Annotated in this window: 14 protein-coding genes; 2 read left to right on the top strand and 12 right to left on the bottom strand. The window is 31.4% G+C overall.

Going from position 1 to position 14,122, the window contains the following annotated elements:
* From ACTTAW_RS06545 to folE, 8 genes are all read right to left on the bottom strand, one after another.
* A complete protein-coding gene (locus ACTTAW_RS06545) occupies positions 1-309 on the bottom strand; it encodes an AzlD domain-containing protein (RefSeq protein ID WP_075506129.1) in 309 nt (102 codons plus the stop codon).
* A 1-nt stretch (position 310) separates the two neighbouring features.
* A complete protein-coding gene (locus ACTTAW_RS06550; RefSeq protein WP_262590458.1) occupies positions 311-997 on the bottom strand; it encodes an AzlC family ABC transporter permease in 687 nt (228 codons plus the stop codon).
* Between the two features lie 14 nt (positions 998-1,011).
* Positions 1,012-2,070 (bottom strand): ABC transporter ATP-binding protein, encoded by a 1,059-nt coding sequence (locus ACTTAW_RS06555; protein ID WP_440651611.1) that lies wholly within the window; start codon positions 2,068-2,070, stop codon positions 1,012-1,014.
* A 1-nt stretch (position 2,071) separates the two neighbouring features.
* A complete protein-coding gene (locus ACTTAW_RS06560; RefSeq protein WP_440651613.1) occupies positions 2,072-3,682 on the bottom strand; it encodes an ABC transporter permease in 1,611 nt (536 codons plus the stop codon).
* A 72-nt stretch (positions 3,683-3,754) separates the two neighbouring features.
* Positions 3,755-4,774 (bottom strand): extracellular solute-binding protein, encoded by a 1,020-nt coding sequence (locus tag ACTTAW_RS06565; RefSeq protein ID WP_440651615.1) that lies wholly within the window; start codon positions 4,772-4,774, stop codon positions 3,755-3,757.
* Between the two features lie 126 nt (positions 4,775-4,900).
* Positions 4,901-5,788 carry a LysR family transcriptional regulator gene (locus tag ACTTAW_RS06570; protein WP_075506134.1) on the bottom strand — a complete coding sequence of 296 codons (888 nt, stop codon included), beginning with the start codon at positions 5,786-5,788 and terminating at the stop codon, positions 4,901-4,903.
* Positions 5,788-6,789, bottom strand: coding sequence for an MDR family oxidoreductase (locus ACTTAW_RS06575; protein ID WP_440651617.1), 1,002 nt, complete (start codon positions 6,787-6,789; stop codon positions 5,788-5,790). The genes ACTTAW_RS06570 and ACTTAW_RS06575 overlap by 1 nt, the downstream gene beginning before the upstream one ends.
* Before the next feature lies 1 nt (position 6,790).
* Positions 6,791-7,411: a GTP cyclohydrolase I FolE gene (folE, locus tag ACTTAW_RS06580; RefSeq protein WP_075506136.1), complete on the bottom strand. Its 621-nt coding sequence runs from the start codon at positions 7,409-7,411 to the stop codon at positions 6,791-6,793.
* A 76-nt stretch (positions 7,412-7,487) separates the two neighbouring features.
* Here folE and hisI point away from each other — a divergent pair, with 76 nt between their 5' ends.
* The gene (hisI, locus tag ACTTAW_RS06585) at positions 7,488-7,955 is read left to right on the top strand and encodes a phosphoribosyl-AMP cyclohydrolase (RefSeq protein WP_075506137.1); all 468 of its coding nucleotides are present in this window, start codon (positions 7,488-7,490) and stop codon (positions 7,953-7,955) included.
* Positions 7,955-8,329, top strand: coding sequence for a DUF2237 family protein (locus tag ACTTAW_RS06590; protein WP_072090395.1), 375 nt, complete (start codon positions 7,955-7,957; stop codon positions 8,327-8,329). The genes hisI and ACTTAW_RS06590 overlap by 1 nt, the downstream gene beginning before the upstream one ends.
* Before the next feature lies 1 nt (position 8,330).
* Here ACTTAW_RS06590 and ACTTAW_RS06595 read toward each other — a convergent pair whose 3' ends face one another.
* From ACTTAW_RS06595 to ACTTAW_RS06610, 4 genes are read right to left on the bottom strand one after another with little or no spacing between them, the layout of a single operon-like run.
* Positions 8,331-9,950: an electron transfer flavoprotein-ubiquinone oxidoreductase gene (locus ACTTAW_RS06595; protein WP_440651619.1), complete on the bottom strand. Its 1,620-nt coding sequence runs from the start codon at positions 9,948-9,950 to the stop codon at positions 8,331-8,333.
* A gap of 23 nt (positions 9,951-9,973) precedes the next feature.
* Positions 9,974-10,927 carry an electron transfer flavoprotein subunit alpha/FixB family protein gene (locus ACTTAW_RS06600; protein ID WP_075506139.1) on the bottom strand — a complete coding sequence of 318 codons (954 nt, stop codon included), beginning with the start codon at positions 10,925-10,927 and terminating at the stop codon, positions 9,974-9,976.
* The gene (locus ACTTAW_RS06605) at positions 10,927-11,676 is read right to left on the bottom strand and encodes an electron transfer flavoprotein subunit beta/FixA family protein (protein ID WP_440651621.1); all 750 of its coding nucleotides are present in this window, start codon (positions 11,674-11,676) and stop codon (positions 10,927-10,929) included. Before ACTTAW_RS06605 ends, ACTTAW_RS06600 begins: the two co-directional genes overlap by 1 nt.
* The gene (locus tag ACTTAW_RS06610) at positions 11,676-14,108 is read right to left on the bottom strand and encodes a GcvT family protein (RefSeq protein WP_440651623.1); all 2,433 of its coding nucleotides are present in this window, start codon (positions 14,106-14,108) and stop codon (positions 11,676-11,678) included. Before ACTTAW_RS06610 ends, ACTTAW_RS06605 begins: the two co-directional genes overlap by 1 nt.
* Positions 14,109-14,122 lie beyond the last annotated feature (14 nt).

The raw sequence follows: 14,122 nt of genomic DNA on the forward strand, positions 1-14,122 counted from the left end.
TTAGATAAATATCAAAAACCAATAAGAAATTAAACCAGACAAAATAGTTGCGATTATATTTCTTGAAAAATAACCAACAATCACAGCAACAATTGCAGCAAATATTTTAGGGTCATCCATTTCAATGAACTGACCGTAGTCATTTATAAAAATTCCTGGAAATATTATTGCAGGAAACACGGCTGATGGAACATAAGCTAACACAGCTTTTATTTTATCTCCCAACATGTCTCGACTTACTAGAGCTACCATCGTCATTCTCGTAAAGTAAGTTAATATTCCTGCAACAATAATTGATAACCAGGTCATTTTATTTTTTTAACCTCAATATTAAAGCCGCAACAAACAAAGCGAGTATAGGTGAAATAATTATATAAGATCTAAATGGAGCATCATAAAATAATAACGAACTCAATCCACATACAATCATTACAATTAAGTGATCAAGTTTTTTTAAATCTTGTATTACAATAGCTATAAAAGTAAGTGGTATTGCAAATTTTAATCCAAGTTCCTCTGGAACAAATGAACCTAAAATGATTCCTGACAATGTAGCAATTTGCCAACAAACCCACATCGTGCAACCTGTACCAATCAAATGATAATGTAAGTATTGCTCTGATTTGTTTTTTTTAAAAAATTTATTAGATTCTGCAAAACCTTGATCTACAATAATATAAGAGATTAGTAATTTTTTTATTAATGATAATTTTTCTAAGTACTCTGATAAAACTGCCCCATATAAAAGATGTCTTGAATTTATAACGCCTACTGATGTTGCTGCTACCAATCCAGATGCACCACCTGATAATAATTGTAAAAAAACAATTTGTGATGCACCACCAAAGATAATAATAGACATCGCATAAACTAATAATGGGTCAAATCCTAATTCAACACCGATAGCTCCACAAATTATTCCAAATGGGATCACAGACAACATATGTGGAGAAATATCCAGCATACCCCTAGTAAATAATTGTTTTTTTGTAAGCATTTATTTGGGTTCTATTAAAAACAAACTATGTGATCAATATTTATCGGACGTTTAATCCCAAATTTTTCATCAATTTCATGTTGGTGGACGTGATGCGAATGAACAAAAACAGGAATTAATAAATCACTACTAGTTTTTAGAGTATATATAAAATTTGTCCCCCTAAACTTTCTATCAACCACTTCTAATTTTAAATTGCTTTTATCATCATGTTCTAGATCTTCTGGCTGTAACAATAACTGTACATTAGATCCTTTTGGATAATGTTTTGTAAAATTACCTTTGATTGTACCTAAATCATCATTTTCTAAAGTATTTTCATCAGTAACTTTTGCTGGAATTAATATTCCTCTGTTTAAAAAATTAACTACATCAACAGAATTTGGGAAGTGATAAACATTATAAGGATCATCAAATTGTTTAAGTTCTCCGTCTAAAATAATTCCACATTTGTTACCTAGATAGAATGCTTCGTAAGAGTCGTGAGTAACAATTATTGTTGTAATTTTTAAGTCTTTTAAGATTTGCTTTAACTTTACCTGTATTTCTTCTTTGAAACTTTGATCTATATTCGACAAAGGTTCATCTAGTAGTAACAAATCAGGATTTGATAACAAAGATCTAGCTAAGGAGGCTCTTTGAGCTTCTCCAGAGCTAATTTCATGTGGATATTTTTCTAAGATTTTTTCTAAATGAAGAAATTTAACTATTTCTTTAAAATTTAGACCTTTCTTCTTTTTTTTATTTCTCTCAGCTCCAAAATTAATATTTTCCAAAACATTGTAATGAGGAAATAGAGAGTTGTCTTGAAAAGCCAAAGATATATTTCTATCCTCAGGTTCAACATGGCTTTCTTTAGATGAAATTATTTTATTTTTTAAAATAATTTTACCAGACTGAATTTTTTCAAGGCCAGCTATTGTTCTTAATATTGTAGTTTTTCCAATTCCAGAGGGGCCTAACAAACAAACTATGTCTCCTTCATTTTCAATATTAAATGAAACATTGGTTACTTTATTTTTAGAGCTTGCAGCAAAAGTAACATTCTCGATTTCTAAAAAATTATTTCTCATTTTATTTATCTTTAAACATATACTTAGATGTAATTAAAATAAAAATACTTGCAATCATAATTAGTAATAATGAAGGTGCGGCGGCAGCTTCTAGTAAATCTTGTGAAGCAAATATATAGGCTTGGGTGGCAAATGTTTCAAAATTAAAAGGACGCATAATTAATGTAATTGGTAATTCTTTGATTATTTCGATTGATAATAATATAGCAATCAATAAGACTGAGTTTTTAAGATAAGGGATATGAATATTTAAAAAAGTTTTTAATTTTGAATAACCTAATAGATATGCACTTTCATCAATTGAATAATTAATTTTTAAATATCCAGATTTAATACCGTTGTTAGCTAAAGAATAAAATCTTACAAAATAAACAATTACTAAACCAATTATAGATCCAATAAAAATTTGTTTTATATCAAAAAAATAAAAAACATTTTCATCAAACCAAGAAATAAAAGTTATGAAAGCTACAGCTAATATTATTCCTGGTACTGCATAACCAGTAATTGAAAAAGTTGTTAAAATATTTAAAAACTTATTTTTACTAATTCTATTTCCATAATTTGATACAAAAGATAAAAATATTAAAATAAAACCTGATAAGAAAACTAAAATCAACGTGTTTGATAATAATTCAATAATATTTAGATCTATAAAATGTTTTGGAAATTTAATTGTCCAGTAAAGCATTTGCAAAACTGGAAATATAAAGCTTGCAAAAAATACAAATGAACAAAAAATAATTGCCATTAAAGATTTATAACCACTTAATTGTTTCAAAGTTTTAGTTTTAATATTTCCTTTAGCAGGAGAATGGTACTGTGCTTTTTTTCTGGATAAGTTCTCTAAATAAAATAATCCAAATATAAAAATTAGTAGAAAAAAAGATATTCTATTTGCTAAAGCCAAATCATCAAAAGATATCCAAGCATCATAAATTCCAGTGGTTAAAGTCGATATTCCAAAAAAAGATACTGCACCAAAATCTGATAAAGTTTCCATAGCAACCAAAGATAATCCAGCAATAATTGCTGGTCTTGCCGATGGTAAAATAATGTTAAAAAATGTTTTTTTTGTCGAAAAACTAAGGTTTTTACCTAGTTCTAGCAAATTTTGAGACTGATAATGAAATGAAGTTCTTGTTAAAACATAAACATAACCGAATAATGAAAATGAAATTGAAATTATAGCTCCTAGCATTCCATCAAATTTAGGTAAAACAGCATTATAATTTCTATCACCTAATAAGTTTTTCATAATTGAAAAAGCTGTTCCATAATTTTCAAAAAAAGCGGTTAATGAATATGCATAGATATAAGCTGGAACTGCAAAAGATAAAATCAACACCCATTTAAAAAAATTAACTCCAGGAAATTTATAAAACGAAACTAAATAAGCAGATCCTACACCGATTATAAAAGTTGTAATTAAAACTCCAATTACAAGAATTATTGAATTAGAAATATATTCAAACAAAAATGTGTTTTTAACTATTGATAAATACTCACTTGTTGGTTCAAAAAAACTAGTAAATACAGTTACAATTGGTATCGCAACTATCATAGAAATGAGCAAAGAGCTCAAAAACCAAATATTAATTTTATTACCCATTTTTAACGAAGTACTAATGATATAAAGTAGGGTAATAAACTTTATACCAAAAGTACTTAGTGTTAACCTCTTTTATTTCCAACCAGACATCAACATTACCTCCAATGCATCAGCCTGATTTTTTTTATAGTCTTCAACTTTTGTTTTTAAATCCTGTTTAAAATTTTCACCCATTTTTTTTATAAGAGGGTGTGGTTCAACACCTTCTATCATTGGGTATTCAAATGTATTGTTTACTATGTGTTGTTGTGCTTCTTTTGTTAAAAGAAATTCTAGTAATTTTTTTGCATTTTCAGGATTAGGAGAATTTTTTAAAATACCTCCACCACTTATATTCATATGTGTCCCTCTATCATTTTGATTTGGGAAATAAGGTAATACCTTTTGAGCAGCTCCTTTTTGATCTTCTCCTTTTTGACCGGATAACATCAAAGCATAGTAATAAGTGTTTGCTATAGCCAAATCAGCTTCACCAGCAGCAACAGCTAAAATTTGAGCTCTATCATTTCCTTTAGGATTTCTTGCAAAATTTGAAACTAATTTTTTTGCCCATTCTAAAGTTTGTTCTTTACCATTATTTTCAATTAATGATGCAACAAGAGATTGATTGTAAATATTATTAGATTTTCTAATTACAATTTTCCCTTTCCATTTTGAATCTGACAAACTTTCATAAGTTATCCCTTTTAAATCTTCTAAACTTACTCTTTCTGGTGAGTAGTAAATTATTCTTGCTCTTTTAGCGATACCTGTCCAATTGTCAGATCTAAAGTTTGCTGGCACTAAAGCTTCAATCTGCACTGACATAGAGTTCTGAAACATACCTTTTTCGTCAAACGCACCTAGTCTTCCAGCATCTGCTGTAATATATAAATCAGCTTTAGAGTCTTTTCCTTCTTCAGTAATTCTTTTTTGCAACGCTTTGTCTTTACCTGAAACTACGTTAACTTTTATACCTGTTTTGTTCGTAAACTTTTCATACAACTGAATGTCAGAGTCGTAATGTCTTGCACTAAAAACATTTACTTCACCTGCTATACTCATTTTGGCAAAGAAAAATAAAATTAATCCTAATAATGTTATTTTTTTCATTTATATCCTTTTCTTTACCCTAGTTTATTTGCGAATGAGAATTATTATCAATGCGAATGATTATCAATCGCATAAATTGACACATATTTCAATACTTTTTTTATTATTGTTAAATGTAGGAAATTTTTATTTCCAGTCGCCGATTTTGCTAAATAAGAAATTTCTAAATGCTTGAACTCTAGCAGTATTTTTTAATGACTGAGGGTAAACAAAGTGCGCTTCTGTTATAGGCCCTTCTACTTTCGGAAGTACTTTAATTACGTTGTTTGAGTTTGTTACTAGATATTCAGGAAGTGCCGCCAATCCTACCCCTGACTCTACAGCTAACAAAAGACCCATTACACTATTTACCTTCATGATTGATTTTCTTTTTTTACCATCATGCATTCCAATTTTTAATGCCCAATCTGGATTATAAACTGGAGAAGGTGCTCCTTTTCCAAACGAAATAAATTTATGTTTATTTAGATCATTTATTGTCTTTGGCATTCCATTTTTTTCTAAGTACTTATTTGATCCATAAATATAATATTTAATATCAACTAGCTTTTTTTGAATATAATTAAGCTGTTTTGGCCTTCTCATGAAAATTCCAATATCAGCCTGTCTTGTGCTTAAATCTAATTCTTTATCATCAAAGACTAATTCAATCTCAATCTCTGGATTAAGTCTCATAAATTCTTGAATTCTAGGGGTTAACCAGTGAGTACCAAAACTTCTTACTGTTGTTATAGTTAATTTTCCTGTTGGTTTATTTTTTTGATCACCTAGAGATGTTTCGACTTCTTTTAACTTGCTTATTACTTCATGTGCCGTTTTGAAAACATATTCACCGTTTTCTGTAAGAGTTAATCCTCTTGCATGTCTTTCAAATAGTTGTACTTTCAAATCTTGTTCTAGGGACTGTATCTGTCTACTGATTGCAGATTGGCTAAGGTTTAAATTTACAGTAGCATTTGTAAAACTTCCAGCTTCTGCGACTGCATGAAAAATTTTTAATTTATCCCAATCCATTATTTATTTACATCCACTAATACTCTTCCAGAAATTTCACCCTTTAAAATTTTAGGATAAGTTTCAATTAGCTCCTCTAAACCTACTATTTGAACTGATTTTTCGAGCAATTCAAAATCAATTAACTTCGAGGCTTCACCCCACATAAATTCTCTTCTTTTTATACTGCAATTTGCAGAATCCATTCCCCAAACCTTAATTCCTCTTAACATAAATGGAAGTAAATTGGTGTTAAGTTCGTTACTATTTGCATTACCACATACAGCTATAATTCCATTGGGCTTTGTTTGAGCAATTGCGTTTGCTAAAATTTTTCCTCCAACAGTGTCTACCACTCCATCCCATAAACCTTTATCTATTGGTCTTGGATCTTTATCAAATTCAGCTCTATTTATAATGTTTTTTGCTCCTAAAGATTTTAAATAATCTGACTTACTTTCTTTTCCAGATACTGCAGTTACATTGTATCCTAATTTTGTTAAAACCATTATTGCAACACTGCCAACGCCTCCAGTTGCTCCTGTTACCAAAACATCATTTACTTTTTCTCCAAGCAAAATACTTTCTCTTGCTTGAATTGCAAAAGCACTCATTAAAGAAGTTAAGCCTGCTGTCCCTAAAATCATTGCCTGCTTGCTGCTTAAGTTATCAGGTTTTTTTACTAAGAAGTCTGCATTAACTTTTACTATCTGAGAATAACCACCAAAAAATACTTCTCCAACTCTAAAACCAGTTAATATTACTTCGTCACCTGATTTAAATTTTGAATTTTCACTTTCAATTACTTTTCCTGAAAAATCTATTCCTGGTATATGTGGATACTCTTTTACTAATCTTCCACCATTCTTTAGAATCATTCCATCTTTAAAATTTAAATCTGAATATTCTACCTGAACAGTTACATCCCCGTGTTTTAAAAAACTTCTATCTAAAGATTTTACTTCTCTAGAAAAATTTTCACCTTCTTGATTAAGAACTATTGCTTTGAATTGATCAGACACTTTAATCTTTTAGCGTAGTGCTAATAAATCGTAAATATCTATTTTGAAAACTTAAATCTTCTTTAAATTGACCTAAATAATAATTTGTTACCGTAGTTGCTTGTTCTTTTTTAATTCCTCTCATAGTCATACACTGATGAGTTGAATCAATTGTTACTGCAACACCTTTTGCATCTAATGATTCCATTAAAGTATTTGCAATTTGCATTGTAAGTCTTTCTTGAGTTTGAAGTCTTTTAGAAAATACCTCAACTACTCTTGCGAGTTTACTTAAGCCTACAACTCTTTCTTTTGGAATATAGGCAACATGAGCTTTTCCAATAATTGGTGCCATGTGATGTTCGCAATGACTTTGAACAGAAATATTTTTTTGAACAACCATGTCATCATATCCCTCTACATCACCAAAAGTTTTATCCAAAATTTTATCTGGATCTTCTTTGTAACCTTTAAAATATTCTTTAAATGCTTTAACAACTCTTTTTGGAGTTTCTAATAAACCTTCTCTATTTGGGTCTTCACCCATCCATGTTAAAATTGTTTTAAAAGCTTCTTCAGCATCTTTGTCTGAAACTTGCTTATTTTCATTTAACTTGTTGTCAGTGTCTTTTACTAATTTCATAGCGCCTTTTTATACAGTAATTACCTAATTTTAAAATATTTATTATATCTAGATATGTGCTACATAATCACATTCTATGTTCAAAAAAAGAGAAAATATCTACGATATCGAGGAAGGAAATCTTCTTTCACCAAAATTTGATAATGATGGCTTAATACCTGTCATTACAATGTGTTCAAAAACCAAAGATATTTTAATGCACGGCTATATGAATGTTGAAGCATTAAAAAAAACAATTGAAACCAAAGAAGCTCACTACTTTAGTAGATCTAGAAAAGCAATCTGGCACAAAGGTAAAACAAGTGGCTTTACTCAAAAAGTAACTGAGATCAGAATAGATGACGATCAAGACTCAATTTGGTTAACAGTTGATATAGGAGACGGTGCTAGTTGCCATGTTGGATACAGATCATGCTTTTATAGATCTATTCCTATGGGACCAATTGATAATGGACGTAAAGTAGAAATGGAATTTCTTGAAAAAGAAAAAAAATTTGATCCTGAAGAAGTTTATAAAGGACAACCAAATCCTACTAAGATTTAATGAGTGAAAAACAAAAAAATGTTCTAGGCGAAGATCTAGAAGAATGCTCCAATGATCCATTAACAGGTTGGTTTCGTGATGGTTGTTGTAACACAGACGAGAATGATCATGGACTTCATACAGTTTGTGCTAAAGTTACTACCGAATGCTTAGAGTGGATGAAAGAAGCAGGTAACGATTTAATTACTCCACATCCTGAATTTGGGTTTCCAGGTTTAAAAGATGGGGATGGATGGTGTTTGTGTGCTAGTTGGTATGCAAGAGCAGTTGAAGCTGGTAAAGGATGTCCAATATTTCTGAAAAGAACCCACGAAAACACTCTTAAATATGTACCTATTGAAACTTTAAAAAAGTTTGCAATAGATTTGTCCTAATTTACATATTTCCATATCTTGGTCCACCACCACCTTCTGGTGTCACCCAAGTTATGTTTTGTGAAGGCTCTTTAATATCGCAAGTTTTACAGTGAATACAATTTTGCGAATTAATTACAAACTTATTAACATCATTTTCTTTCTGCACTTCGTATACTCCAGCAGGACAATATCTTTGTGCAGGTTCATCGAATTTTTCTAAAGTGTATTTAATTGGTAAATCAGGATCTTTAAGTTGTAAGTGGACAGGTTGATTATCAGCATGGTTAGTTCCTGTAAGATAAACTGAACTAGTTTTGTCAAAAGTTATAACATTGTCATATTTTGGATAATCTATTTTGGGCATTTGACTAGCAGGTTTTAATGTTTCATGATCTGCATGTTTATGTTTAAGAGTGAAAGGAAGTTTTCCTCTAAACAATATTTGATCAATACCCGTAAAGATAATCCCCAAAATTAATCCCCAACTAAAACTAGGTTTTACATTTCGGGCCTCAAATAATTCTTTATATAACCAGCTATTTTTAAATTTATCTTCATAAATAGATAAATCCTTATTTTCTTTTAAGTGTTCATTAATAGTTTCAGCTGCAATCATTCCACTTTTCATTGCGGTATGAGAGCCTTTAATTTTAGGCATATTTAATGTACCGGCATCACATCCTACTAATAATGCACCTGGCATAAACATTTTAGGTAAACTTTGAAATCCTCCCTCGATTAATGCTCTTGCGCCATATGAAATTCTTTTTCCTCCTTCTATTATTTTTTTAATTGCTGGATGAGTTTTAAATCTTTGAAATTCATCATATGGAGATAAATGTGGATTTTTGTAATCCAATCCTATTACATAGCCTAAAAACACTTGTTTATTTTCAGCGTGATACATAAAGCTTCCACCGTAAGTATTATTATCAAGTGGCCATCCAGCTGTATGCATTACTAGTCCTTCTTCATGATTTTTTTCCTCTATTTCCCAAATTTCCTTAAAACCAATTCCATATTGCTGGGGATCTTTTCCTTTACTCAGTTCAAATTTTTGAATTAATTGTTTTCCTAGATGACCTCTGCAACCTTCAGCAAATACTGTTACTTTTCCTAAAAGCTCAATGCCTGGTTCAAAACTATCTTTTTTGTTGCCCTCTTTATCTATACCCATATCTTGGGTAGCTACTCCTTTAACAGAACCGTCATCGTTATATAAAATTTCACTTGCTGGGAAACCTGGAAAAATTTCTACACCCAAAGCTTCTGCTTGTTCAGCTAACCATCTACATAAGTTAGCTAAACTAATAATATAATTTTTATGATTTTGTTGAACTGCTGGCAAAAGCCAAGTTGGCCAACTTAAAGATTTTGTTTTTCCTAAAAATAAAAATTTTTCTTTTGTTACTTTTGTTTTAATTGGCGAGTTAAGTTCTCTCCAATTAGGTAATAACTCATCTAGAGCTCTTGTTTCAAAAACATTCCCACTCAAAATATGAGCTCCTATTTCTGAAGCTTTTTCAAGCAAACAAACATTCAAATTTGAATCTAATTGTTTTAATTTAATTGCAGTCGCTAATCCTGATGGGCCACCACCAATGATTACAACATCATATTCCATAGATTCTCTAGACATAATCTAATTTTTAACTGTAAGGATTATTTTTGTATAGTGTTTAATTTGTTCAGCTCTTCCATGAACTGAGGCAAAGCTTCAAAGAGATCTGCTTCAAGACCATAATCAGCAACGCTAAAAATTGGGGCCTCACCATCTTTATTAATTGCAACTATAACTTTACTTTCTTTCATGCCTGCTAAATGCTGAATTGCTCCTGATATTCCAACAGCTATGTATAAATCTGGTACAACAACTTTTCCGGTTTGCCCAACTTGATGGTCATTGCTTATATAACCTGCATCAACTGCGGCTCTTGATGCTCCAATAGCTGCTCCAAGCTTATCAGCAATTTCAGTAATTAATTTAAAGTTATCTCCACTTTGCATTCCTCTTCCACCTGATACAACAATTCTAGCTGTACCAAGTTCAGGTCTATCAGATTTAATTTCTTCTCTTTTTATAAATTTTGTATTTGAAAATTCTTCACCAGCATCAATTTTCTCAATTGGTGCTGAGCCTCCTGAGCTTTCACAAGGTTCAAATGAAGTTGGTCTAATAGTTACACATTTTTTTGCATCATTACTTTTAACTGTTGCAAAAGCATTCCCAGCATAAATTGGTCTAACAAAAGTATCAGATGATATTACTTTTATAATGTCACTAACTTGTGAGGTATCAAGATGAGCTGCAATTCTTGGCATTAAATTTTTACCAAATGTATTTGCTGAACAAATGATATGAGAATAATTTTCTGCTAACTTAACCACAACCGGAGCAAAATTTTCTGCAGTGAAATTTTCATAGTGTGGTGCTTCAACGCTTAATACTTTTTTAATTACTGGAAGTTCTGATAATTGTTTTGATGCCTCTGCACTATCATTTCCAATTATCACAGCATGAACTTCACTATCAATTTGTGAAGCAGCTGTAGCCGCATTTAGTGTAAATGGTCTTAACTCTTTATTATTATGCTCTGCTATAAGTAAAACTGCCATTATATTACCTTTGCCTCATTTTTTAATTTTTGAACTAATTCTGCTACATTAGCCACTTTAATGCCCGCTTTTCTTTTTGGTGGCTCCTCTACTTTAATTTGCTCTACTCTTGGAGAAGTATCAATACCTAGATCAGATGCAGAAATTTCTTCAATTGGTTTTTTCTTTGCCTTCATAATGTTTGGAAGAGAAGCGTATCTTGGTTCATTTAATCTTAAATCGCAAGTTACAATAGCAGGAACATTTATTTCAATTGTTTCAAGTCCCTCATCTATTTCTCTAGTAACTTCTAGCTTATTATCTTTTACATCAATCTTTGATGCAAAAGTTGCTTGTGGCCAATTTAATAATGCACTCAACATTTGACCTGTTTGATTACAATCATCATCAATTGCTTGTTTTCCCATAAAAACTAAATCTGGATTTTCTTTTTCAACAATCTTTTGTAAAATTTTTGAAACAGCTAATGGCTCTAGTATTCCATCAGCTTTAACATGAATTCCTCTATCTGCTCCAACTGCTAAAGCCTTTCTAACAGTTTCTTGAGCTTTTTCTTCACCTACAGTTATTGCAACTACTTCAGTTGCCTTTCCTGTTTCTTTAATTTTTACTGCCTCTTCGATTGCATTGTCATCTGGTGGATTGGTTGACATTTTTACATTGTCTGTAACTACACCAGTGCCATCCTCTTTAACTCTGATTTGAACGTTGTAATCAATAACTCTTTTTACTGCTACTAAGATTTTCATTAAGCTCTCAACAAATTATTTTCTGAATCGTATGGACTTTCATCTAGAACGGTAGCGTCATACATTTCACCCAATATATCAACTTGTAATTTGTCGCCCACATTAGAACAATCAGGTTTTACCATTGCAAGAGCAATTGATTTATCTAATCTAAATCCAAACTCACCACCTGTTGCTCTTCCAACCACCTTGCCGTTTTTAAATATAGGATTATTTCCTAAAACATCAGCATCTTTAGTATTGTGAACTTCTAAAGTTACTAATTTATTATCAAAACCTTTTTCTCTCCATTTATTAAGTGCATCTAAACCAATAAAGTTTCCTTTATTTGGGTGAATAAATCTATCTAGTCCTGATTCATATGGAGAATATTCAATCGACAATTCTGTTCCAACTAATTTGTAAGATTTTTCAACTCTTAAACTATTCATTGCTCTGATACCGAATGGTTTAATTCCTAAATCTTTACCAGCTTCCATTAATTTATCAAAAATATGATTTTGATACTCGATTGGATGATGAAGTTCCCATCCAAGTTCACCAACGAAATTTACTCTCATGGCGTTAACTGGTGCATATCCTACATTCACATTTTTTGCTGTTAACCATTTAAAGTTATCATTAGAAAAATCATCTGTTGAAACTTTTTGCATTAGTTGTCTTGCTTTAGGTCCAGCTACTACCAGTACACCTGTACTATTTGTTAAATCCTCAAAAATTACAGATCCATCATCTGGCATCCATTTTTGAATCCAATCATGATCTAATCTTAAATTTGCTCCAGCTGATACTAAATAGTAACTATTCTCAGCTTCTTTCATAATTGTAAATTCTGAATGCACACCACCTTTGGTATTTAATGCATGGCATAGATTTATTCTTCCAATTTTTTTTGGCAGTTTGTTTGCAACTAAATAATCTAAAAATTCCTCTGCTTTAGGTCCTCTTATTCTGCATTTTGCAAAAGCAGTCATATCTAAAAGACCAACATTTTCTTTTACGTTTTGACATTCCTTTTTAATTGCATCAAACCATTTTGATCTTCTAAACGACCAATCATCTTTTTGTTCCATTCCATCCGTTGCAAAAAAATTAGGTCTTTCCCATCCAAATTTTTGACCGAAGACTGCTCCTAAATTTTTCATTCTTTCATAACATGGAGCTGTTCTTAAAGGTCTTGCTGCAGGTCTTTCTTCATCTGGATAGTGAACTATAAAAACATGACTATAAGCCTCTTCATTCTTGGCTTTTAAATATGATTTCGTTGCATAGTTTCCATATCGTCTTGGCTCAACTCCCAACATATCAATTGTTGGTTCACCATCTACAATCCATTCAGCAAGTTGCCAACCTGCACCACCTGCTGCTGTTATTCCAAAACTATGACCTTCATTAATCCAAAAATTTTTTAATCCCCAAGCAGGTCCAACAATTGGATTTCCATCAGGTGTATAACAAATTGCTCCATTATAAACTTTCTTAACTCCAACTTCTCCAAAAGCTGGAACTCTATGTATTGCTCCTTCAATATGTGGGGCTAATCTATCTAAATCTTCTTGAAATAATTCGTATTCAGAATTCTTTGATGGTCCTTCTACATAACATGCTGGTGCACCATCTTCATAAGGTCCTAAAATTAATCCACCCGCTTCTTCTCTCATATACCATCTACTATCGCTATCTCTTAAAACTCCCATTTCTGGTAAACCGTCTTTTTTTCTTTGTTGAATTAAAGGATGAGGTTCAGTCACGATATATTGATGTTCAACAGGGATAACTGGGATATCTAATCCAACCATTTCACCAGTTTGTCTTGCAAAATTTCCAGAACAAGAGATTACATGTTCACACTCTATTGATCCTTTATCTGTTTCAACAATCCATCCATCTTTTGTTTGTCTCATTGATAGAACAGTTGTGTTTCTATAAATCTCTGCTCCCCTATTTCTTGCACCAGTAGCTAAAGCTTGTGTTAAATCTGCTGGTTGAATGTATCCATCTTCTGGGTGTTGAATTGCTCCAACTAAATCATCTGTATGACATAGAGGCCAAATTTCTTTTACTTGTTGTGGAGTTAAAAATTTTACATCTACCCCAATTGTTCGAGCTACACCTGCGTACTGATGGTATTCATCCATTCTATCTTTTGTACTTGCCAAACGAATATTTGAAACAACACTAAAGCCAACATTTTTTCCAGTTTCTTCCTCTAAAGTTTTATAAAGATTTACTGCATACTTATGTAGCTGACCTACAGAGTAACTCATATTAAATAACGGCAATAAACCTGCTGCATGCCAAGTTGAACCTGAGGTTAATTCTTTTCTCTCAACAAGGACTACATCAGACCAACCTTTTTTTGCTAAATGATAAAGAGCACTGACACCAACTACTCCGCCACCAACTACTACTACTTTAGTTTTTGTTTTCATTTCGTGATTCCTAC

This window comes from Candidatus Pelagibacter sp. HIMB1495 (assembly GCF_052047955.1).
GTDB lineage: Bacteria > Pseudomonadota > Alphaproteobacteria > Pelagibacterales > Pelagibacteraceae > Pelagibacter.